The organism is Oceanicoccus sp. KOV_DT_Chl (assembly GCF_900120175.1).
Taxonomy (GTDB): domain Bacteria; phylum Pseudomonadota; class Gammaproteobacteria; order Pseudomonadales; family Dasaniaceae; genus Oceanicoccus.
Genome location: NZ_FQLF01000002.1, coordinates 1,509,686 through 1,532,788, shown reverse-complemented (window position 1 = coordinate 1,532,788; position 23,103 = coordinate 1,509,686). Strand labels below are relative to the sequence as shown.

The 23,103-nt window shown below is 46.6% G+C and carries 20 protein-coding genes and 1 pseudogene; 16 read left to right on the top strand and 5 right to left on the bottom strand.

Annotated features, from left to right (window positions below):
• Positions 1-195: 195 nt before the first annotated feature.
• The 4 genes from UNITIG_RS10935 (at position 196) to UNITIG_RS10920 (ending at position 4,516) form a co-directional block, all read left to right on the top strand.
• Positions 196-1,581 (top strand): glycosyltransferase family 4 protein, encoded by a 1,386-nt coding sequence (locus tag UNITIG_RS10935; protein WP_101758410.1) that lies wholly within the window; start codon positions 196-198, stop codon positions 1,579-1,581.
• The gene (locus UNITIG_RS10930) at positions 1,562-2,275 is read left to right on the top strand and encodes a class I SAM-dependent methyltransferase (RefSeq protein WP_101758409.1); all 714 of its coding nucleotides are present in this window, start codon (positions 1,562-1,564) and stop codon (positions 2,273-2,275) included. Before UNITIG_RS10935 ends, UNITIG_RS10930 begins: the two co-directional genes overlap by 20 nt.
• Positions 2,275-3,351 carry a prenyltransferase/squalene oxidase repeat-containing protein gene (locus UNITIG_RS10925; protein ID WP_101758408.1) on the top strand — a complete coding sequence of 359 codons (1,077 nt, stop codon included), beginning with the start codon at positions 2,275-2,277 and terminating at the stop codon, positions 3,349-3,351. The genes UNITIG_RS10930 and UNITIG_RS10925 overlap by 1 nt, the downstream gene beginning before the upstream one ends.
• Positions 3,352-3,442: 91 nt before the next feature.
• Positions 3,443-4,516 (top strand): ketoacyl-ACP synthase III, encoded by a 1,074-nt coding sequence (locus UNITIG_RS10920; protein ID WP_101758407.1) that lies wholly within the window; start codon positions 3,443-3,445, stop codon positions 4,514-4,516.
• A gap of 10 nt (positions 4,517-4,526) precedes the next feature.
• Here the strand turns inward: UNITIG_RS10920 and UNITIG_RS10915 are convergent, their stop codons facing one another.
• Positions 4,527-5,144 carry a class I SAM-dependent methyltransferase gene (locus UNITIG_RS10915; RefSeq protein ID WP_101758406.1) on the bottom strand — a complete coding sequence of 206 codons (618 nt, stop codon included), beginning with the start codon at positions 5,142-5,144 and terminating at the stop codon, positions 4,527-4,529.
• A gap of 296 nt (positions 5,145-5,440) precedes the next feature.
• On the opposite strand from UNITIG_RS10915, the gene hldE reads away from it, so the two are divergent.
• Positions 5,441-6,871, top strand: a complete 1,431-nt coding sequence (gene hldE, locus UNITIG_RS10910) for a bifunctional D-glycero-beta-D-manno-heptose-7-phosphate kinase/D-glycero-beta-D-manno-heptose 1-phosphate adenylyltransferase HldE (RefSeq protein WP_101758405.1) — start codon at positions 5,441-5,443, stop codon at positions 6,869-6,871.
• Between the two features lie 164 nt (positions 6,872-7,035).
• On the top strand, positions 7,036-8,103 hold the full coding sequence (locus UNITIG_RS10905; protein WP_145999157.1) for an alpha amylase: 1,068 nt from the start codon (positions 7,036-7,038) through the stop codon (positions 8,101-8,103).
• Positions 8,104-8,124: 21 nt separating this feature from the next.
• Here UNITIG_RS10905 and UNITIG_RS10900 read toward each other — a convergent pair whose 3' ends face one another.
• On the bottom strand, positions 8,125-8,916 hold the full coding sequence (locus UNITIG_RS10900) for an aldo/keto reductase (RefSeq protein WP_101758403.1): 792 nt from the start codon (positions 8,914-8,916) through the stop codon (positions 8,125-8,127).
• Positions 8,903-10,147 (bottom strand): FAD-dependent oxidoreductase, encoded by a 1,245-nt coding sequence (locus UNITIG_RS10895; protein WP_101758402.1) that lies wholly within the window; start codon positions 10,145-10,147, stop codon positions 8,903-8,905. Before UNITIG_RS10895 ends, UNITIG_RS10900 begins: the two co-directional genes overlap by 14 nt.
• A 242-nt stretch (positions 10,148-10,389) precedes the next feature.
• Between UNITIG_RS10895 and waaA the strand changes: the two genes are divergently transcribed.
• Positions 10,390-11,667: a lipid IV(A) 3-deoxy-D-manno-octulosonic acid transferase gene (gene waaA, locus UNITIG_RS10890; protein ID WP_101758401.1), complete on the top strand. Its 1,278-nt coding sequence runs from the start codon at positions 10,390-10,392 to the stop codon at positions 11,665-11,667.
• Between the two features lie 73 nt (positions 11,668-11,740).
• On the opposite strand, the gene UNITIG_RS10885 is transcribed toward waaA, so the two are convergent.
• Positions 11,741-13,180 (bottom strand): TolC family outer membrane protein, encoded by a 1,440-nt coding sequence (locus UNITIG_RS10885; RefSeq protein ID WP_101758400.1) that lies wholly within the window; start codon positions 13,178-13,180, stop codon positions 11,741-11,743.
• Between the two features lie 196 nt (positions 13,181-13,376).
• Here UNITIG_RS10885 and UNITIG_RS10880 point away from each other — a divergent pair, with 196 nt between their 5' ends.
• The 4 genes from UNITIG_RS10880 (at position 13,377) to parE (ending at position 17,431) form a co-directional block, all read left to right on the top strand.
• Complete coding sequence (locus UNITIG_RS10880) at positions 13,377-13,826, top strand: DUF1249 domain-containing protein (RefSeq protein WP_235015353.1); 450 nt, start codon at positions 13,377-13,379, stop codon at positions 13,824-13,826.
• 185 nt (positions 13,827-14,011) lie between these two features.
• Positions 14,012-14,818 (top strand): 3',5'-cyclic-AMP phosphodiesterase, encoded by an 807-nt coding sequence (cpdA, locus tag UNITIG_RS10875; RefSeq protein ID WP_101758398.1) that lies wholly within the window; start codon positions 14,012-14,014, stop codon positions 14,816-14,818.
• Positions 14,819-14,897: 79 nt separating this feature from the next.
• The gene (locus UNITIG_RS10870) at positions 14,898-15,512 is read left to right on the top strand and encodes a YqiA/YcfP family alpha/beta fold hydrolase (RefSeq protein ID WP_200821272.1); all 615 of its coding nucleotides are present in this window, start codon (positions 14,898-14,900) and stop codon (positions 15,510-15,512) included.
• A 35-nt stretch (positions 15,513-15,547) separates the two neighbouring features.
• Positions 15,548-17,431 carry a DNA topoisomerase IV subunit B gene (gene parE / locus UNITIG_RS10865; protein WP_101758397.1) on the top strand — a complete coding sequence of 628 codons (1,884 nt, stop codon included), beginning with the start codon at positions 15,548-15,550 and terminating at the stop codon, positions 17,429-17,431.
• A 19-nt stretch (positions 17,432-17,450) separates the two neighbouring features.
• Here parE and UNITIG_RS10860 read toward each other — a convergent pair.
• Positions 17,451-17,917 (bottom strand): annotated as a pseudogene (locus UNITIG_RS10860) (MarR family winged helix-turn-helix transcriptional regulator).
• A gap of 370 nt (positions 17,918-18,287) precedes the next feature.
• Here UNITIG_RS10860 and ectA point away from each other — a divergent pair.
• From ectA to UNITIG_RS10835, 5 genes are all read left to right on the top strand, one after another.
• The gene (ectA, locus tag UNITIG_RS10855; RefSeq protein ID WP_101758396.1) at positions 18,288-18,797 is read left to right on the top strand and encodes a diaminobutyrate acetyltransferase; all 510 of its coding nucleotides are present in this window, start codon (positions 18,288-18,290) and stop codon (positions 18,795-18,797) included.
• A gap of 67 nt (positions 18,798-18,864) precedes the next feature.
• Positions 18,865-20,172, top strand: coding sequence for a diaminobutyrate--2-oxoglutarate transaminase (gene ectB, locus UNITIG_RS10850; protein ID WP_101758395.1), 1,308 nt, complete (start codon positions 18,865-18,867; stop codon positions 20,170-20,172).
• Between the two features lie 94 nt (positions 20,173-20,266).
• Complete coding sequence (locus UNITIG_RS10845) at positions 20,267-20,674, top strand: ectoine synthase (RefSeq protein WP_101758394.1); 408 nt, start codon at positions 20,267-20,269, stop codon at positions 20,672-20,674.
• Between the two features lie 64 nt (positions 20,675-20,738).
• On the top strand, positions 20,739-22,184 hold the full coding sequence (locus tag UNITIG_RS10840; protein WP_101758393.1) for an aspartate kinase: 1,446 nt from the start codon (positions 20,739-20,741) through the stop codon (positions 22,182-22,184).
• Positions 22,169-23,050, top strand: a complete 882-nt coding sequence (locus UNITIG_RS10835) for a tetratricopeptide repeat protein (RefSeq protein ID WP_101758392.1) — start codon at positions 22,169-22,171, stop codon at positions 23,048-23,050. Before UNITIG_RS10840 ends, UNITIG_RS10835 begins: the two co-directional genes overlap by 16 nt.
• Positions 23,051-23,103 lie beyond the last annotated feature (53 nt).

Sequence of the window (23,103 nt, the reverse complement as noted above, 5' to 3'; positions counted from 1 at the left end):
GATTTATCCTTACCATTGGATTAAAGCCACTGGGCAGAATGGCGTAATGGCTGGATTTCCCCGGCTGCTACGAGTAAAATTTCTCGACTTTTTGACCTTGGGAACCCAGTACGGCGATTACACGCTCCCCCCTCCATTAGTCCTCTATCTTTGGATGTTCTATGGGTAGAGTCGTTTGACCTGTCAACATTACTTATGCAAGCTGAAACTGTCGCATCCGCAATTAGCTCGGTGGCTAATGTCACCACAGAGGCTGCCAATACGGACCTGCAAGATCTCCCGCTCGGTATTAAACCCTTAAAAATTTGTTTGCTAGGCTATCGCAGTCAGCCTTATGGCGGCGGCCAGGGTATTTACATCAAGTATTTAAGCAAGGCGTTGGTTGAGGCTGGTCATGAAGTTGATGTGATCTCAGGACAGCCTTATCCCCATGTCGACCCTCGCGTTAGGTTGATTAAAATGCCCGGGATGAATTTGTTCGAAACCGGTTTAGGTTCTATTCGTTTTCACCATTTACGTTCAATGACCAATATTATCGAATGGGGCGGTAAACTAACCGGCGCATTCTCGGAGCCACATTGCTTTGGCCGTCGCGCGTTTAAATACCTCAAGGCTCACGGCGCTCATTACGATATTGTTCATGATAATCAATGCCTTAGCTGGGGTATGTTGGATTTACAGCGACACAAATTCCCGTTGGTAACCACCATCCACCATCCGATTACCAGTGATTTGGGGATCGCATTGAATGCCGCTAACAGTTGGACGGAGCGTTTGCTGATTCGTCGCTGGCATTCTTTTTTAACCATGCAAAAGAAAGTCGCCACCCGTCTGGATAATGTGGTGACAGTGTCGGAGTGTTCACAGCAGGATATCGCGGAGGCCTTCAACATTGACCCCGCCAGTATCAATTTGGTGTACAACGGCATTGATACCAATGAATTTCGGCCCATGCCCGAAGTCGCGCCCAAGCGTTACCGAATTATGGCTACTGCATCTGCCGATGCGCCATTAAAAGGTGTACGTTATTTGTTGCAGGCAATAGCTGAGCTAGCACCAAGTTACCCGGCTATCGAGTTGCTCATGGTTGGCAAGCCAAAGCCCGGGGGTGATACCGAGCAATTGATCGCGCAGTTAAATATCGCCGACCGTATTCAATTTGTGAGCGGTATTTCAACCGAACAGTTAGTCAAATACTACGCCGAAGCTGAAGTGGTAGTGGTACCGTCTTTATATGAAGGTTTTGGTCTTCCTGCCGGTGAGGCAATGGCCTGCGGGGTACCGGTCGTGTCAACTAATGGCGGAGCGTTGCCAGAAGTGGTTGGCGATGCAGGTATAGAAGTACCTGTTAAAGACAGCCACGCAATTGCTACCGCTGTTGCCAGCTTATTGGATGATGCCGATAAGCGTCAGCGGTTGGGAGAAGCGGGGCGACAGCGTATTGAGCAATTATTTTGTTGGACGCGAGCGGCAAAGCAAATGACGGATTACTACCAGCAAGTCTTAGCAAGTCGACAAGCCTCTGCCGACGTTAATAAAAATATCCAAGGATCAAAAATTAATGCAAACGGTGAATTTTAAGCACTTGCCCCTACAGGCGGGCGATACCGTATTAGACTTGGGCTGTGGCGAAGGTCGTCATGTGATCTTGGCTTATCTGGAGCAGGATGTCACCGCTATCGGTGTCGATTTAAGTTTGCAGGATTTACAAGCGACCCAGGAAAAATTCCAGCCATTTTATGAACCGGATAACGCTAATAAAAGTTTCGGTTTATCGTCGGCCAATGCCTTGCAACTACCGTTTGCCGATAACACTTTTGATAAGGTGATTTGCTCCGAAGTATTGGAACACATTCCTGATTTTAAAGGCGCGTTGCAAGAAATTGAACGAGTATTAAAACCCGGTGGTTTATTTTGTGCCTCAGTACCAAGAACCTGGCCAGAAAAAATTTGTTGGTATTTTAGTGAGGCCTACCATAAAGTTGAAGGCGGCCACTTAAGAATATTTGAAGCTAATAAATTAAAAGCGCAAATAGAAGCGCTGGGTTTTAAAGCCTTTCATCGGCATTGGGCGCACGCTTTGCATTCCCCTTTTTGGTGGCTTAAATGTCTATTTTGGAAGCAGCAGGATAGCAATTGGTTGATTAAGCAGTACCATCGTTTTTTGGTATGGGACTTAATGGATAAGCCTGCATTTACTCGTAATTTAGAAACGCTACTTAATCCCTTAATGGGTAAATCCGTGGTGCTGTATTTTAAAAAGGAACTTAACTAATGAGTGGCGTGTTTTTATCAAAGGGATTGTTTCCTGCAGATTTTTTTCAGCCGACTGTTGAATTTATTCTGAGCTGTCAACAAGCCGATGGCTCTATTCCCTGGTTTGAGGGTAGTTACGCAGATCCTTGGGATCATACTGAAGCGGCGATGGGCTTATCGATTGGTGGCGAATGGGATGCAGCAGCCAAAGCGTATAAATGGTTGGCAGATACGCAATTAGAAGATGGCAGTTGGTGGGCGGCTTATAAAGCTGGCGAAATTGAAAATGGTGAGCGTCGTGAAAGTAATTTTGTCGCTTATGTAGCAACAGGGGTGTGGCATCATTATTTAATTACTAAAAATAAAAATTTTTTAAATGCGATGTGGCCTACGGTAGAAAAAGCCATTGAATTCGTTTTAAGTTTGCAATCGGAACACGGTGATATCCAGTGGGCAGTGAAACCCAATGGTTCACCAAAAATGGATGCTTTAATTACTGGCTGTTCTTCTATTTATAAAAGTTTGGAATGTGCAATTAATATTGCTGCCACGCTTAATCAAGAGCGCACAGAATGGTCGCTAGCGAGAACCCGGTTGGGCGATGCGCTGCGTAATAAGCCCGAACGTTTTGATCGCACTTGGGAGAGCAAGGCACGATATTCTATGGATTGGTTTTATCCTATTCTGACTGGGGTGTTATCAAAATCACAATCGCAGGCACGCCTAAAAGAACGTTGGCATGAGTTTGTCGAACAGGATATGGGATGTCGTTGTGTCTCTGATGAACCATGGGTGACGGTGGCAGAATCCTGCGAATTGACCATGGCACTATTGGCGGCAGGTGATCATGCCCGGGCGGTAAATGTTTATAGCTGGCTGCATCAGTGGCGATTGGATGATGGTTCTTACTGGACCGGCTACCAATTTGTAGAAGACTTATTATGGCCTGATGAAAAGCCAACCTGGACTGCTGGGGCAATTTTATTAGCCGCAGATGCGCTGACCGAATATACTGCTGCTGCAAAATTATTTACTGAGGTGCGCTTGGTCGATGCGATAGCTGATGAAAAACAGGTACGCGTTAAGAAATCCTGATGGTCGGCGGCTCAATGTATACTCGGTAGGAATAGCTCAATGGGGGGCAGTGGCGCAAGGAATAGCGCCGGACACGAGTAGAGGCTAACACATGGCTTATGCAGCAATTACCGGTTGGGGCAAATGTTTGCCTCCAGCTATCCTGTCCAATAATGATCTAGCCACATTCCTTAATACCAATGACGACTGGATAAGTAGTCGCACCGGCATGAAAGAGCGCCGGATTTCTCACGTGCCGGTAAGCGAATTAGCGCATATTGCTTGTGAGCGGGCGTTAGCCGCCGCTGGTAAAACGGCCCTAGATGTAGAATTAATTATCTTTGGCTCAACCAGTTTCGATGAGCTGTGTCCCAATTCTTCTTCCAACGTACAGCGTTTATTGGGCGCCACTAATGCGGCATGTCTCGATGTGAATACCGCTTGCACCAGTGGTATGTATAGCCTGACGGTGGCTACAGCGATGATTAAAAGTGGGGTGGTTAGTTCGGCTTTAGTGATCGGTGCCGAAACTATTTCACCATTGATGGATTGGGATAACCGCGATGTGGCAGTGCTATTTGGTGATGGAGCGGCGGCATTTTATTTAGAATCGGATGAGCAGGAATCTGGCGTTATAGCTGAAGCGTTAGGTTGCTATGGTGAGTCCAGGGGTATTTTGTCAGTAGAAGGCTGGGGCTCTAAATACGCTAACCAGCAGCGCATGTTGGGCCAAACGAGTTGGGCCTTTTATGGGCAGGATATTTTCAAGAAGGCGGTGGCAGGTATGTCGCAGGCTTGTGAAAAAGCACTGCAGAAAGCGAATTTAGATCACAGTGAGATTGCGTTGGTTGTTCCGCATCAAGCTAATCTGCGTATCATAGATACGTTGGCCAAGCGCTTGAAACTGGATACGGAAAAAGTGTTTATTAATATTGAGCGCTACGGCAATATGTCAGCAGCAACCGCTCCAGTCGCATTAGTAGAGGCGATCGAAGAGGCTAGGGTGAGCGCTAACGATTTAATTCTATTGCCAGCCTTTGGTGGAGGTTTAACCTGGAGTGCGCATGTATTACGTTGGGGGCCGCGTACCCAGCCTTTGGGGGTTAGTGACGTAGAGCTACCACCCTGTGAACAAAGTGGCTTGGAATTAGTGCAGGCGATCAGGGCGGCTAAGTCAGCTAGTTAGATTTGGCCAATTAAACCCTGCGCAATAACCCCAAGGTATTTACCACGGCGATTTCTTCAAATAAACCTGATGCCAGTGCTAGCCGGTAGATGGTGATTGGTGCCTGGCCGCCTTCCTCAGGGTTGGGAAATAAATCGTGAATAGCTAACACGCCGCCGGGAATAACATGGCTGGCCCAGCTTTGGTAATCGGCCATGGCGGCTTCCATGCTGTGGCCACCATCAATAAATACCATAGACAGTGGCGTGTGCCAGCCCTTCGAGGCTAGCGCGGAAGTAGCGACGACAGGGACTACGGTATCTTCTAAATTAGCCGCCCGCATATTTTTACGAAACTCTTTGAACGTATCCATCAATCCGACATTATTATCGTATAAATCTGCGTCGTGATATTCCTCACCTAATTGATGCTCTTCCGAGCCGCGGTGGTGATCCAGCGCGTAGAGTACGCCGCCAGCTCGCTGACAGGCAGTGCCAATATAGACTGTTGACTTGCCACAGTAGCTACCAATCTCCAATACCGGCGCGGTGGCAGCTAATGCCAGTGCATGGTCATACAAAGCTTGCGCTTCATCGGCGGCCAAAAAGCCTTTTACCTGCTCGATATCAATGGGGAGTTCAACGGCCATAGGGCACCTTTGCTTATAGGTCCAAAAAAGTGGGTTAAAAAATCTGCGGGCAAGATAGCGGAAACGCCGGCTGGCAGCAATAACACATGCGGTCACTCTCATGCTGAAACTCTAAAACTGCTAATTTATCCCGGACAGCAATGCGATCAAGTCGAGGATGACTTCGACTTACTAGTTGTTTCAGATTTATTCCAGACAGTAATGCACGCTTGATAGTTATGCTATTATTTGCCGACTTTAATTGACCGCTTTCGATGTGCTTTATTGATACGCACTAGCAACAGGATCTGCCACGTATGAAACTCACCATGCCCCGATTTGATCAAGCTCAGGTACTAGTGGTGGGCGACGTTATGCTGGACCGTTACTGGCATGGGCCGACCACGCGTATTTCTCCGGAAGCGCCGGTGCCAGTGGTGAATGTCAAGCAAACCGAAGATCGTCCCGGTGGTGCCGCGAATGTGGCATTAAATATTTCAGCGCTGGGTGCGGGGGTGTCGTTAACCGGTTTAGTAGGTCAAGATGAAGCGGCGGCTGCGCTGGCCGAAACCATGGCAGCGGCAAATGTGTTGACTGATTTTCAATCAGTAGCGAATCACCCGACTATTACTAAATTAAGGGTGATCAGTCGTCAGCAACAATTAATCCGGATGGATTTTGAAGAGCCCTTTGCGGTTGATGCAGCTACAGCATTAAGCGCAAAAGCGTCACAATTATTAGCGACAGTTGGCGCATTAATTTTATCCGATTATGCCAAAGGTGCGCTGGCTGATCCACAGCCATTAATTCAGGCCGCAAAAGCTGCCAATATTCCAGTGCTGGTCGATCCAAAAGGTACGGATTTTTCCCGCTACCGTGGCGCTACCGTACTGACGCCTAATTTGCATGAATTTGAAACCGTTGTAGGTCATTGCGCGAATGAAAGTGAGTTGGTCGCTAAAGGCGAGCAGCTGATGCTGGAGCATGACTTAGGTGCGCTGTTAGTCACTCGCGGTGAGCATGGTATGACCTTGTTACGCCCACAAGAAGCGGAGTTGCATTTGCCCGCTAGAGCACGCGAAGTGTTTGATGTCACCGGCGCGGGGGATACCGTTATTGCGGTATTAGCTGCAGCATTAGCGGCTGGTGAGCCTTTGCCACAGGCGGTGGGGTTGGCGAATTTAGCCGCCGGTATTGTTGTTGGCAAACTGGGCACGGCGGCAATCAGTGCGCCGGAATTGCGCCGCGCGGTGAATAGCGAACAAGGTTCAGAGCGCGGGGTAGTGACATTGGACCAGCTGGTAGTGGCATTGGATGATGCCCGTGCGCACGGCGAAAAAGTGGTATTCACCAATGGCTGTTTCGACATTATTCATGCTGGCCATGTGGGTTATTTGGAGCAAGCCAGAGAGTTGGGTGATCGTTTAGTGGTGGCGATTAATTCAGATGAATCCGTCGTGCGTTTAAAAGGCCCTGGCCGTCCGATCAATCCCGTTGACCGTCGTATGGCGGTATTGGCAGGGCTGGAAGCGGTGGATTGGGTGCTGTCCTTTGAAGGCGATACCCCGGAATCCTTATTGGATGCGCTGAAGCCTGATGTGCTGGTCAAGGGTGGTGATTACGATAAAGAAACTGTGGTGGGTTGGCAGATCGTTGAAGCCTACGGCGGTGAAGTGAAAGTGCTATCTTTTTTTGATGACTGTTCCACTACTGCAATTGTTAATAAAGTGCTGGAAAAAAACCAATAAATTTTTGTTAAATTGGTTTAAATTTCGCCATAGTTTCCTGCGGCGATTCTTCTATTAATAAATACTTAGCTAGCTCCTGGTATCAGGTGTGACGATATGTCGCATGTGATTCAGCCTCCGCCTTTGTTAGCATGCGCGCCATTAAAAGTATCTTTGGAGGGGCCATGTCTTTTGTTCGCCGTTTTATTTCAGGTTTAATACTTATCTTTATCAATCATGTTTCTGTTGCCGATGCGGATCATGCCGCGAATGCGGTGCGCGCCGATAGTCATGCGCCAATTGGCGTTATGGGAGACCATATGCACAAAGCCGGTGAGTGGATGTTTTCTTATCGCTATATGCAAATGGAAATGGACGGCAATCTGGATGGCAGCGACAGTATTAGCACCGATGAAATTTTACAAGACTATATGATTGCCCCAGAGTCAATGACGATGGAAATGCATATGCTGGGTGCAATGTATGCGCCGAGTGATGATTTAACGCTAATGGTTATGGTGCCGCTGATAAATACCGAAATGGATCACACCATGCAAATGATGAGCATGGGTGGAGGTATGGGTGGCAGCATGATGATGCCCATGCGCTCTGAGTTCACGACTGAAACTGATGGCGTGGGTGATGTGAAAGTGTCTGGCCTATTTCGTTTACAGCAAACCAGTAATAGTGACTTAATTTTAAATATGGGTTTGAGTTTACCTACTGGGTCGATTGATGAAAAAGATGTCACTGGCATGAGCATGGGCAATAAAGTGCAGTTACCTTATTCAATGCAATTGGGATCGGGGACTTATGATCTATTGCCCGGTATCACCTATACACAACTGTTAGAGACTTACTCATGGGGTGCGCAGGCAATTTATACTTACCGTATCAGCGAAAACGATAATGACTATACGTTGGGTGATAGGTTAAAAATGAGCGCATGGTATGCCAGACCATTCGCGGATAATTTAAGTTGGTCGTTACGCGGTATTTATGAGCATTGGGGTGATGTCGATGGCGAGGATTCCGAGCTTAACCCAATGATGAAAGCCATGGTGCCTACTGCAGACCCAGACTTGCGTGGCGGTGAGCGTATTGATTTAGCTGCCGGTATTAATTGGGCTATTCCGGGTAGTGTGACTAACCGTATTGCTGTGGAAGTTATAAAGCCGGTGTATCAGGATTTAAATGGGCCGCAGATGGAAATGGATTATAGTGTGGTGTTGGGCTGGCAGCTAAGTCTGTAAGTTGCCACTAGCGACTGAGGCTTATTTTTTGGTTTTGGTCGCTGTCATTGCCGCTTGCACATTTGCACGTAAGTGAGCGGGGTTTATCGTGCCGATAATAACGCTACTAATCGCGTCATGGGAAAAAATAAAATCCATACTTTTTTGAATAGGGTCTTCGCCGGCAGCGCATAAATGGCCGCTGGCAAAGGCTTTTTTTATTAGTAAACCTTTATTAATTTGCTGGCAGTGTTCAATCACCGGTGCTTCTTCGCGGTAATCCAAATTATAGGTCGCCATCACTATATCTGTTTTATCGGCAGCGGCTATCCCGCCAGCAACTGTTTTGGTGGAAACGCCATAAGCGCGAATTAAACCGCGTTGCTTGCAGGCGGCTAACTCCTGCAGCACTTCCGCTTCATTGATAACCGCGAGATCGTTACCGTCAGAATGCACCAGCACCATATCAATGTAGTCAGTATTTAATCGTTTCAGGCTGCGCTCAATACTGTGGCGAGTGTGCTCAGCGTTAAAATTATAAAAAGATTTCCCGTTTTCATATTCTTCACCTACTTTGGAGCAGATAACCCAATCCTGGCGCTGACCCTTCAGCAATGTTCCCAGACGCTGTTCGCTGTTACCGTAAGCTGGTGCGGTGTCGATCAGGTTCAGTCCTAACTCTTTAGCTAGGGCGATTAAATCGCCTGCTGCCTTATCATCCGGGATGACAAAGTTTTCGGGGTATTTAACCCCTTGATCGCGTCCCAGTTTTACCGTCCCTAAACCTAAGGGACTGACGAAAATTTCAGTGCTGCCAAGTTTACGTAATTTCATTACTGGAATCGTTGCGTTGTGGAAATAGTGTTTCCCAGCAGGGTGTAGCCACTGCCGGTTGTTGGAGTGAAGAGAGTGCTTCAATCGCTAACGGCGGTTGTGGTTTGATACTGGCTTGATTTAATAAGCTAAAAACCTCATCCGCCATATTGGGCGCTAAAGTCAGTTTGGTGGGCCAGCCGATGATGACATTGCTGCTCTGGTCTGCTTTGGCAGCAAAGGCCTTGTCGGGTTTGATCAGCCCTTTTTGTTTGGGTTCGGCTCTATCAATACTGAGTGTTGCCCACTCACTCCGACTAAAATCCAACCAGGGAAATAAGTCGAGCAACTCCTGCCTGGCTTTGTTGATCAGTTCGTCATCGTTGAGTTGAATACCCTCGGTGGCTAGGTCGCCGCCCAAATACCAGACGGTTTTACCGTCCGTACATAGATGACTGGATACAGTTAACCGTGGTGAAGGATTGGCGCCCATGCAATGTGCATAAAGCGCATAGGGGTAATCATGTTTGACCAATACTTGCTTCAGCGGTCGGCGCTGCATGGCGGGCTTTGCGATACCCAACATGGCACATAGGGCTTCGTTGCCTTCTCCGGCAGTAAAAATAAATTGCTGGGCGCACAGTGCAATGGATTGTTGCTCGTTATTGATGAGCAGGGATTTAACCGAGCCATCCGGATGCTGTTGAAGCGTGGCCTGTTGCCAGTCGATACTAAAAATACGATCGGCGTAATTGTCAGCCAGTGCCTGGATAACTGAGGGTACGTCCAATACCAAATCTACCAGTTTGTATAAGCTGCCATTAAAAGCTGGGTCCTGAAACACCGGTGGTCGCTGTTTTTTGTCGACAGCATCGACTCGTCCCCGAGTGACTTTGCTGGCAAAAAAAGAGGTGACTTTGGAGGTGATGGACTGAGTGGACCACATATAAAAATGGTCGCTCAGTACTTTGGCTTTAGATAAATCGACATCTCCCTCACCTTTCAGGCAGCGGCGCCAGTGGTCTGGCATATCAGCAATCGCTTCCGATGCGCCGGTGAAGGCGCCGCCCAATGCGTATTTTATGCCACCATGAATCATCCCCTGTGAAGCAATAGTTTGGGCGCCACCGAGATCGCCTTGCTCAAATAGCACGGCGTAGTAGCCTTGATTACATAGCCGATTTAATAACCATAAGCCAGCAATGCCGCCGCCGATAATGACGATATCTACTTGGGTGTGAGTTGAAGTCATGCAATTAGGGTCATGCGATTGAGATGGTGGTGAGTGAAGTTTTAATTATATCCTATTTTTTTGGCCGCTTGGTTTTGAGAGGTGAATTAGATTAAGCCAATAGCCTGATTGTAAGTATTGATAACGCGTATGTAGGCTCCATGTTGCAGCGGGTATTCATCTATGCAGCATCAATACCCTGAGCTGGCGAGATAGGGTGTAAGCCGTTATGCTTGCCGCTGTCTTTTAGTGAATGATTAATTATGTCTCGTTGGCTTTATACTGCAGTCTTTTATTTGTTGATGCCTTTGGTGCTACTGCGTCTTTTATATCGGGCGATTAAAGCGCCGGCTTATCGGCATCGAGTACTCGAACGTTTCGGACTTTTTTCTGCGCCGAGCCTGGCGGATTGTATTTGGGTACACGCCGTTTCAGTCGGCGAAACTATTGCTGCGGTGCCCTTAATTCAGCGCTTACAACAACAGTACCCCAATACGCCTATTGTGGTGACGACCATGACCCCGACGGGTTCAGAGCGGGTGCGGGCGCTATTGGGTGACTCAGCCTTTCATGTCTATGCGCCCTACGATCTGCCAGGTGCTATTCAGCGCTTCTTGTTGCGGGTACAGCCGAAATTACTGGTGATTATGGAAACGGAGTTGTGGCCTAACACGATTCACTATTGCCGGCAGAAAAATATTCCTGTGGTCTTGGCTAATGCCCGCTTGTCAGCAAAATCGGCGGCGGGTTACCAGCGTTTATCTTTTTTAACCCGGTCGATGTTGGCAAACATATCCCGAGTTGTGGCGCAAACTGCTAATGATAGCGAACGATTTTTGGCGTTAGGTTTAAGCTCTGCGCAAGTGGTAGTAAGTGGCAGTATCAAATTTGATGTAGCTATTGATGCTGAGTTAACGGCTCAAGCTGCACAATTAAAACAACAGTGGAGCGGCAATCAACAGAGCGAGCAGCAGCGCTTAATTATTTTAGCGGCGAGTACGCATCCGGGTGAAGATGAAATTATCTTGGCTGCGTTCGCACAATTATTACCACAATTTTCCGGTTTATTATTGGTGATCGTGCCTCGTCATCCTGAACGGTTTGATGCGGTTTATCATTTGGCTGCGCGTCAATTTAATACCCAGCGTCGCTCGCAGCAACCAGGGCCGGATTCTGTTGCGCAAGTGTTTATCGGTGACAGCATGGGCGAGTTGATGTTGTTTTATGGCTGTGCTGATATAGCTATTATTGGCGGCAGTTTAGTAGCTACTGGCGGCCATAACATGCTGGAAGCTGCGGCGTGGGGTGTGCCACTAGTGACCGGTAAAAGTGATTTTAATTTTGCGGCAATTAGTCAGCTGTTGATTGACGCTAAGGCTTTGTATCAAGTGGCGGATAGTCAGGCACTGGCCAAGCAATTGGGTAACTTAATTGCCGATGAGTCTCTGCGTAAGGCGAGCGGTGACAGTGGTAAGATAATAGTTGCTGAAAATCGCGGTGCACTTGATCGGTTGTTAGCAGTAGTTAGTGGATATCTGTAATATTTTAAATGTTAAAAACATAAAAAACGCCTGCAATTGCAGGCGTTTTTTATTGGGCTGTGTCGCAGCTAGCCTAGCGATCCAAAAATTTCTGATACTGGTTAGCTGTTGGCGCATCCTGCGAGACCATCCATTTATTAATATCGTATAAATCCTGTGGGCTCAACGTGCCTGCTGCTCGTTTGAGTTTTAACATGCTCAAGACATAGTCGTAGCGGGAATTGGCATAGTCACGGATAGAATTGTAAAGGGTGCGCTGGGCCTGCAGCACATCAACAATATTTCGGGTGCCCACTTCATAGCCTGCTTGGGTGGCATCCAAAGCGCTGCTGGTAGAAACAATCGCTTGTTGCCGTGCTTTTACCCGTTGGACATCGGTATTTACCGTGATGTGCTGGGCGCGGGTATTGCGGATGACTGTGCGCTGGGTGTCGATTTTAGTTTGTAGCGCAATATTATATTGCTCATAAGCCTGGCGACGCTGCGAACTTACACGGCCACCGGTAAAAATAGGGACATCCAGTTTGAACATGATAATTTCTTGATCACCATCTGACATAGTTGGGATGGTTGAAAGATTGGAGCCGCTAGTAATGTCAGTATTACCATCAAGTTCTTCATTGCTATAGGTAAAGCTACCTGTAATCTTAGGTGCGTGTTCCCATTTTTTTGCGGCTGCGTTCTGGTGTGCGGCTTCCATACCGTATAATGCGGCTTTTAATGCAAAATTGTTCTGTAAAGCGAAATTAACCCATTCAGCCCGATCTGTAGGCTCGGGATTGATAACAGGAAAATCTTTATTGAGTAGCCATAAGTTGGCATGAGGCTGACCGGTTAACACCGTCAGTGATTCATAGGCCGTGCCTAAACTGCCTTCGTCGGTGAGGCGCTGAACTACGGTAGAGTCGTAAACGGCGCGAGCTTCGTGAACATCGGTAATCGCAATTAAGCCAACATCAAAGCGCTGCTGGGTTTGTTCCAGTTGGCGTTTAGTCGCGCGTTCTTCAGCTTTAGAGGCTTCCAGATTATCCAGTGCCCGCAATACATCAAAATAAGACTCAGCGACGCGAACAATAAAATCTTGCTGGTCAAAAGCAAATTGGGCTTCTGCTTGTTTGGTAATTTCTTTGCCGCGCTTAAAAGTAAACCAGGTAGGGAGGTCGAAAATATTTTGGCTTAAGGTCAGTGAGTATTTTTCAGATTCAATATCTGATTCCGAATTTGATTCAAACACAGAGTAAGATCCAGTAAGCGGGTCTTGTGCAACTCTAAGGCTATCGGTATCACCGTCAGTTTCCGTATAACTGGCACTGCCCGAGATCTGTGGCAACATCGCGGCAAAGGCTTGCTTCTCGGTTTCCAGGTTGGATTTATAGCTCGCTTCCGCGCCTTTGAGTTTGGCATCATTTTTTAAAGCCAGCTCATAAATATCGGCCAGCGTATCCGCTTGAGCGCTAAAGCTTCCCGCGCACAAGGCTATGGCAAGGGAAAGAGGGCGTAACAAAGATTTCATTGGCTAATCCTTAAAAGTGAGGCAATCATCGCTTGAAGCGTGATTAGATTGGGTAGTTTAGCAAAATGCTTAGGTAAAACCCTACTAAGCAAGTGCATTTTGCAGTTAATTTTCGTTAAGAAGGGTTGCTGTTAAACTGCTAAACTTAAAACAGGAACAACCCCGATAGTTTTCGTTCTACATAAAGGCCCGGTACGTGAAAAAGAAATATACGGTGGATTTAGCCGCTCAGATGGCAGAATGCGAAGCGAATTATGCACGCATTATGCAATTGTTGCCTGATATGGACACGGTAGATCAGCGTCAGTTCGCCGTTGATATGGCGGGCAGTGAGTTACAGCAATTTCGGATCGTGGTGATGGAGCGTTGCAAATACACCACCATGGTTGATATTAGCCGGCAGTCAGACCCTTCCAGCAAGCCCTGGACAACCGCGCCCAGTTTTTCTTTAAGGGTGTATCACGATGCCCGGATGGCGGAAGTGGTGGCCTTTGATCAGCACCGGCGCCTGCAAGCCAAATATGATTACCCCAACGATAATATGTATCAGCGGGATGAAAAATCCCAGCTCAATACTTTTTTGGGCGAATGGCTCAGTCATTGTCTAAAATATGGTCAAGCGTTGACGCCTGTAATGACTCCATAGCCAATGTAAGGGAGTCTTGTTAACTTTCTTTGTGAGTTTTTCCGGTTTCTGGGGATGCTGCGTAATAGTTACTGGATTTTATTGGCTAGCCGCCGTTAACTATAAAGATATCAACGGCTTGCTGTATTTGATAGCGGCCATTCGCTTACATATAACTTAATCACTGGGATTATTAGGGCAGCAGCTTGCGGATTGAACACAACCATCAACAGCCTATCCAGCTGGTGCAGATTACCGATTCCCATTTAGGCGACCAAAGCGGTGATGCGTTATTAGGCATGGATACCGATACCAGCCTGAATCATGTTATTGATTTGATTAAACCGCGCTGTCCCCAAGTGTTGCTGGCTACCGGCGATATCTCTCATGCGGCTACTGTCGCCTCCTATCAACGTTTTCATCAGCTGACCCATGGTTTGGCCGAACATAGTTTATGGTTGCCTGGCAATCATGATGACGTGGTCAATATGCAGCAAGCGATGGCGGGTGAGACGGTATTGAATCGCTTTATGCAAATAGGCAATTGGCATCTATTGATGCTGAATTCGGCGGTGGCGGGTAAAGTCGGAGGCAGTCTGGTTGCCACCGAGCTGGAATTTTTGCGGGATTGTTTACAGCGCTCAACAGGCAGTCATGTGCTGGTCTGTTTGCATCATCACCCGATAACCATTGGTTGTGAGTGGCTGGATGATCAGCAAGTGGATAATGCCGAGCAGTTTTTTGAAATACTGGATGAGTTTGATCATGTGCGGGCGGTGCTCTGGGGGCATATTCATCAGGAAGTTGACGAGCTACGCAATGGCGTGCGGTTGTTAGCCAGCCCATCAAGTTGTATTCAGTTTGCTCCGCAGAGCAAGGATTTCAAATTGGACAGGCTCAATCCCGGTTTTCGCTGGCTGGAGCTGCATGCCGATGGCAGTCTTGATACCGGCGTTGAACGAATTACCGGTGTCGAACTTGAGATTAACTATTCCCACTCCAGCGGCTATTAGTCCCCTCTAACCATTCCTCTAAGCTGATAGTGCTGGCAGATTTTATGGCGCAGCGCTTGCGCCTTTCTGTCTAGCCTGTATGCTGCTGCTTTTGTTTTATTACTCCTACATTATGCGTCCGCTACTGATCTATATTCACGGTTTTTTGAGTTCTTCGCTGTCTGCGAAAGCTCAGGAAACCCGGCATTATCTTGAACAGCAGGCCTTGCCGATTGAGTTTGTTGCTCCTGAACTCTCCAATTACCCGTTAACTGCTTATCAGCAGTTGCTGCAAGTGATTGAATCGCAGCCGCTTAGAAAAATCGGTTTGATTGGTAGCTCGCTGGGCGGGTTCATGGCCACTGCCTTAGCTGAGCAATATGGTCTGCGTGCAGTATTAGTCAACCCGGCAGTCAACCCGCATAAACTTATTGCCGGTTTTTTAGGCGAACAGTTTAATCCGTATACAGAGCAGCACTTTGTGTTAGACCAACGTCATGTGCAGCAGTTGCAACGTTTGCAAGTGCAGCGCATAACCCAGCCAGCCAATATCAAAGTTTTATTGCAAACCGGTGATGAAACTCTCGATTACCGGCAGGCAGTTAGTTACTATCAGGGCTGTCTGCAAGTGGTGGAACAGGGGGGCGATCATCGCTTCCAGCATTTCGATCAGCACTTAGCGCAAGCGATCGAATTTTTAACACTCCTGGACTGAATTTCAGTCAATCATAATGAGAAACACACAAACGCATGTCCGATTATAACGCTGATTCTATAGAGGTCTTAACTGGCCTTGACCCGGTGCGAAAACGCCCCGGTATGTATACCGAAACGACTCGTCCCAACCATTTGGCACAGGAAGTTATTGATAACAGTGTTGATGAGGCATTGGCCGGGCACGCCCAACAAATAGATGTGACTATCCATAAAGACGGTTCGCTTACTTGCAGTGATGATGGTCGCGGTATGCCGGTGGATTTACATGCCGAGCAAAAAAGACCGGGGGTGGAAGTGATTCTTACCACCCTGCATGCCGGTGGTAAGTTCAACAGCGATAACTACCAGTTTTCCGGTGGCCTGCACGGGGTAGGGGTTTCGGTTGTTAACGCCTTATCCCAAGTGCTGGAGATCACCATCAAGCGCGGTGGTGAAGTCCACAGCATGGAATTCAAAAATGGCGATAAATCGAAAGATTTAGCGGTGATCGATACCTGTGGCAAGCGTAATACCGGCACCAGTATTCGCTTTTTACCCGACCCCAAATATTTTGATTCCCCCAAGTTTTCAGTGAGTAGAATGAAGCACGTACTGCGGGCAAAGGCAGTCTTATGCCCCGGTTTGCGCGTCACTTTTAGCGATGAAACCAGTGGCGAAAAAGAAGAGTGGTTTTACGAAGACGGTCTCAAGGATTATATGCAGACTTGTACTATCGGCTGGGAAACCTTGCCCGCTGAGCCTTTTATGGGCAGCTTTTCCGGCACCACCGAGGCTGCCGACTGGGCGGTACAGTGGCTGCCTGATGGTGGTGAATTAACCACCGAGTCTTATGTCAACCTGATTCCTACTGCACAAGGCGGCACCCATGTTAATGGCTTGCGCACCGGTCTATTGGAAGCGATTCGTGAGTTTTGTGAATTCCGGAATCTATTACCGCGTGGAATTAAATTATCGCCAGATGATGTCTGGGATAAATGTTGTTATGTGTTGTCGTCCAAGTTGGAGGATCCGCAGTTTTCAGGTCAAACCAAGGAGCGCCTGAGTTCCCGTGAGGCGGCAGCTTTTGTATCGGGCGTTGCTAAAGATGCATTCAGCTTGTGGCTCAACCAGCACACCGAAGACGCAGAAAAACTCGCCGACATGTGTATCAATAATGCCCAGTCGCGATTAAAAAAATCGAAAAAAGTGGCGCGAAAAAAAATCACCTCTGGTCCTGCCTTGCCAGGTAAATTGGCCGATTGCTCCGGTGACGATGTGGAGCGTGGTGAATTGTTTTTGGTTGAGGGTGACTCTGCAGGTGGCTCAGCCAAGCAGGGCCGTGATCGTCAGTACCAGGCGATACTGCCTTTGCGCGGGAAAATACTCAACACTTGGGAAGTAGACTCGCAAGACATTCTTGCCTCAGAAGAGGTAAATAATATTTCCATTGCGATAGGTGTTGATCCTTCTTCGGATGACTTAACGGGTTTGCGTTATCATAAAATTTGCATATTAGCCGATGCAGATTCGGACGGTTTGCATATTGCGACATTAATTTGCGCGCTGTTTGTTCGTCACTTTCGGCCACTGGTTACAGCGGGGCATGTGTTTGTCGCGATGCCGCCACTGTACCGGATAGACGTAGGTAAAGATGTTTATTACGCCTTGGATGAAGCCGAAAAGCAGGGTGTGCTGGATCGTATCGCTGCAGAAAATAAAAAAGGCAAAGTAAACGTACAGCGGTTTAAAGGTCTGGGCGAAATGAATCCTATGCAGCTTAGGGAAACCGTTATGAGTGGCGATACTCGTCGCTTGGTGCGATTAACCATCGAGGCGGGCGACGAAACCAATCAACTAATGGATATGTTATTGGCGAAAAAGCGTTCAGGGGATCGCAAAGTGTGGTTGGAACAAAAAGGTGACCTGGCTGAGGTGTGATGGATATTAGTGCTTTCCATCAATCCAGTACGCCTACTTCCAAAATAGGTGATGCATCGATATTTTCGGCATCCATCATTTGTGAAACTCGCTGCAGGGAAGAAATAATCATCGATTGTTCCCACTCCTGAAGATCTGCAAATTGCCGAGCAAAATGGTCCTGTAGTGGGATGGGTGCTTCTTTCAATATACTAACTGCTTCATCAGTCAAATAGGCGTGTACTTTGCGTTTGTCCTCGTTGGATCTCACCCGATAGACCAGTGCTCTTTTTTCCAGTCGGTCCAAGATAGTGGTCACGGTTGCTTGGCTAAGGCTTATGTTATTTGCAAGTTCACCGATGGTGACTTCACCTTTGTCCCTGATGGTTTGCAGTAGCAAGATTTGCGGGCGGTTAGCCCTGTGGTCTTGGCCAGGCGTTTTGAGTGTAAGTCGGTAGCTCTGATGACGCGCCGCAGCGCAACCAGCACATCTTTAATTTTGCTCAATCTTGTTTTCCTTCCAGAGTAGTGGGTGGTCTGGACGCCAATTATACAGAGCAAGTCGAATGGGGCTATAAATTTGATTGCTTGGGCATACAGGTCGATTTGTTAGCTCTTTGAGGAGGGGGATGCTTGCTAGATTCCAGCGCAGGCCCTCACTGTGCGTTCATTTATTTCATAGTCTATAGTCTGCGCCTTAAAATGGGGCGTCATTGAATAAGAAAATTATTTAGAGTACTATGCTTTTCTTTTAGGGGTGAATAGGCTATTTTGATCAATTTATGAGCTTAATTCTTGTTTTAAAAGGTATTTCCCCCGTTTTTGGCTATTTTTTGATCGCTCAAGTGGCCTGTAAATAGTAGAGGAGTAAATAAATATGGATACCCAAGCGGTGTCTCAGTCTGCATTATTATGCAGATTGCCGACAGCCGAAGATGGTCCTTCACTTCATCATTTAATTCAACAATGCCCACCACTAGATACCAACTCGCGGTATTGCAACCTGCTCCAATGTACCTATTTTGCCCGAACATCTGCTATCGCAGAGCTTGATGGCGACGTGGTTGGTGCGGTGAGTGGTTTTATTCCGCCCGACCGGCTAGATACGTTATTTATCTGGCAGGTAGCTGTTCATGAGCAAGCGCGCGGACGGCGGCTGGCCCAGCAGCTAATTACGCATATCCTTGGTCGAGCCAGCAGTCAGGGTGTTCGGTTTATAGAAACGACGATTACTGCAGATAACGGCGCTTCTTGGGCAATGTTTGAAAAATTGGCTGCTAGTTTGAATGCCACTTTGTCTAGCGAAGACTTGTTTGATTGTGAGCGACATTTTGCCGGCCATCACTCATCAGAAACGCTGGTTCGAATCGGTCCTTTTATTTTGTGACCAGGCGAAGATACGCGATTAGCTCTGCCCTCCATTCCAATGACATTTAAACTATATAGGTAATAGCATGAAAATTTTTGACGAAATTGAATCTGAAGTTCAATCCTACGCCAGGTCATTTCCTCGCGTCTTTAATCGGGCAAAAGGCGAGTATCTATATGATGAAGAAGGTAATGAATATTTAGATTTTTTAGCTGGCGCTGGCACCCTGAATTATGGACACAACAACCCGGTCTTTAAAGAAAAGTTATTGGAGTATATCAACAATGACGGCATCACTCATGGCCTTGACTTGCATACTCTGGCAAAAGGTGAATTTCTAGAAGCCTTGAATGAAAAAATATTTAAACCTCGAGGTTTGGATTATGTTGTTCAATTTACCGGTCCAACGGGTACTAATGCAGTCGAGGCTGCACTCAAGCTAGCGCGTAATATTACCGGCCGGGAAAATATTATCAGTTTTACTAACGGCTTCCATGGTGTGAGTTTGGGGGCATTGGCAGCTACTGGTAACTCACATCATAGAGGCGCTGCGGGAGTCAGCTTGAGCGGTGTAAGTCGAATGCCTTACGATGGCTATTTGGGAGAAGACATTGATACTACAGCTTATCTGGAAAAAGTATTAACAGATTCCAGTAGTGGCATTGATCTGCCGGCGGCAGTTATTGTTGAAACCGTTCAAGGTGAAGGCGGCATCAATGCGGCAAGTGTAAGTTGGTTGAAAAACTTACAAGAAATTTGTATAAGACATAAAATTTTATTGATAGTCGATGACATTCAGGCTGGTTGCGGGCGCACTGGTGCCTACTTCAGTTTTGAAGAGGCGGGTTTAACGCCGGATATAGTGACTATGTCGAAATCATTGGGAGGATACGGCCTGCCATTCGCTGTGGTGCTCATTAAACCGGAACTCGATCAGTGGAAGCCCGGTGAACACAATGGCACTTTTCGGGGTAACAATTTTGCCTTTGTCACAGCGAAAGCGGCAATAGATACTTATTGGTCGGATGACACGTTTGCAAAGGAAGTACTTAAAAAAGGCGAATACATTTCAAAGCGGTTGCAGTCCATTGTTGATCGCTATGGTAATGGTAATTTTTCCACCCGTGGTCGTGGTATGTTTCAAGGTATCAATTGTGTCAATGGTGAGCTTGCCGCAGAAATTACCCGTAAAGCGTTTAAGAAAAATTTAGTAATTGAAACCAGTGGTGCCGATGATCAAGTGGTGAAATTTTTATGCCCGTTAGTTATTAGTCAGGAAAATCTAACCAAAGGTATTGATATTGTAGAGGCAGCTATTGCGGAAGTCTGTTCCGTATCCAGCCCTATTCCGGAGGAACGAGATTTCTTTGAAACACAAAGTATGGCTAGCTAGGAGAAATAGATAAGTTGAGGCTATAGCTATATAGCCAGTTTTTGCTGAATATGCTGTCTGAGTAAAACTAAGCTAAATAAAGAAGAGGTTATAGATGATTGTTAGAACACTGGATGATGCCAATAAAACCGACCGCCGGATTATTTCTCCAGACGGTAATTGGGAGAGCACACGGATGTTGTTAAAAGATGACAACATGGGGTTTTCATTTCACATTACCACCATCTACGAGGGTGCTGAATTTCAAATGCACTATAAAAATCATTTGGAATCTGTGTATTGCATTTCTGGTAAGGGGTCGGTAGAGGCGCTTGCAGATGGTATCGTTAGGCCTATCGAACCAGGCACTTTGTATATTTTAGATAAACATGATAAGCATATTCTGCGTGCAGAAACCACTATCCAGTTTGCCTGTGTATTTAATCCACCATTAATGGGTAAAGAAGTACATAACGCTGAGGGCGCTTACGAGTTGAGTGCAGAAACGATCAGCGACCAGTAGCTACTGTGACAGGTAACTAAAATTACTATTGAGTAACTATTAATTGTAAGACTCTGGATAAATTATGAGTAACACGCATAGTGTAGAAAAAATTGGTGGCACTTCGATGAGCAAGTATGCTGCCGTTCGCGATAATATCATCTTTCAGCCGCAGCGAGACACGCTTTATCAGCGTGTATTTGTGGTGTCGGCTTATGCAGGTATAACCGACCAATTACTAGAACACAAAAAAAGTGGTAAGCCTGGCATCTTTGCATTATTTGCAAATGGGGTCGAGGATGAGTCATGGATTGATGCGTTAGTACATTTAGAAAAAAATATAAAGGCAATTAACAGCGGGCTATTTGCCGACGACCAATCGCTACTAGCTGAAGCTAACGAATTTATCGAAGAGCGGTTGGCAGATGCTCTGGCTTGTTTAAAAGGTTTGCATGCACTTTGCAGTCATGGACACTTTTCAGTAGAAGCCCATCTATCAACCGTGCGCGAAATGTTGGCATGTATTGGCGAGGCTCACAGTGCCTGGAATATGGCGGCACTGTTGCGGCGTGATGGGGTGAATGCCTGTTTTGTTGATCTTACTGGATGGAAAACAGAAAAACATTTGTCACTTGACGAAAATATTCAGCAGGCTTTTGCCGGACTGGATCTATCAGTAGAGCTACCAATTGTGACTGGTTATGCTCACAGCCTGGAAGGATTGATGACAACATTCAATCGTGGCTACAGTGAAATGACATTTAGTCGTATTGCTGTGCTGACGGATGCGGCTGAGGCTGTTATTCATAAAGAATTTCATTTAAGTAGTGCGGACCCACGACTGGTTGGCGAAGACAATGCAGTGCCTATTGGGCGCACCAATTATGATGTAGCTGATCAGTTGGCTAATCTAGGCATGGAAGCAATTCATCCAAAGGCGGCAAAAGGTCTCCGGCAAATGACGATCCCACTGCGGGTAAAAAATACGTTTGAGCCTGAACATGCCGGCACTTTGATTGAAAAAGGGTATACCAGTGAAACACCGCGGGTTGAAATTATTGCTGGCCGTAAAGGCTTGTATGCACTTGAAGTTTTTGAGCAAGATATGGCAGGCAGTATTGTTAATTATGATGCCAGTATTTTATCGGTGGTAAGTCGATTTAAAGCACAGGTAGTAACAAAAGATATTAATGCTAATACGATCACTCATTATTTGGCGACTAATATAAAAACGCTAAAGCGGATACACAAAGCGCTTGAAGAGCTTTATCCGCAAGCGGAAATAAAGCAGCAAAAAGTTGCTCTGGTTTCGGCAATCGGTAGTGATATGCAAATTCCGGGAATTTTGGCGAAAACTGTTGCTGCTATAGCTGAGCACAATGTTAGCGTGTTGGCAATGCATCAGTCGATGCGTCAAGTTGATATGCAATTTATTGTTAAAGAGCAGGACTACGAAACAGCGATTCGTGGCTTGCACCAGTCTTTAGTTGAGATCCATGACCATGGGAGAGCTATATGTCTCGCTTCATAATTTTAGTTATAACGTTGTTATTAGCTAATTTTAGTTATGGAGATTCCGGAGACAATGACAGTAAAGCAGAGCAAGAAATCACTGAGTTGGACAAACCGCTTTATAGTCCGTTTATTGAACGCTATATGCTGGATGAGGTAAAACAATTACGGCTTGATCTGTCCGCTCAGAAAGTAGATTACACCAAACAGATAGTCGATCGTGAGCACCATTCGGTTGATCGTGCAGTTGCTTATGCTACTGACACGGTAACGTATTTTTTCTATTTAGTCGCAGGGGCAACATCCATCCTGGTATTAGTGGGATGGAATTCTATTCACGAAGCAAAGACACAGGTGCAATCTCTTGCTGACGAAAAAATATCGGCATTGATAAAAGAGTATGAAGATAGATTGAGCGTGATTGAACAGCAATTACAGCAAAAATCGAAAAACATTGATGACAACCGTGAAGAAATCGAGTTGACTCAAAATATTCAATCGCTCTGGTTGCGTGCGGCCCAGGATATTGGGCCGTCTAATAAAATTGCCGTATACGATCAAATTTTAAAATTACGTGAAGATAATTGTGAGGCGCTGACTTATAAGGCTGATGCAGTCCTGGATTTGGGTGAGCCGCAGTGGGCGATTAATCTATGCCAGCAAGTGCTGGAAATAAATCCGGATAATGACCATGCCTTATATCAACTGGGTTGTGCATATACAGCGCTGGAGCAATATGATGAGGCTATTCGTTATCTGACCCAAGCTGCTGCACTGGTAGAATCTTATCGTGAGGAGATGGCAGTTGATCCTGCGTTAAAGCCGTTGGCAGACTTTGCGCCTTTTCAGCGCCTGATAGACCATACTCCTGAAGCTCAAGTCTAGTTGCCAAGCTCACCTGGATAAAACAATTAATTTTTTCACCAATAATAACTAAG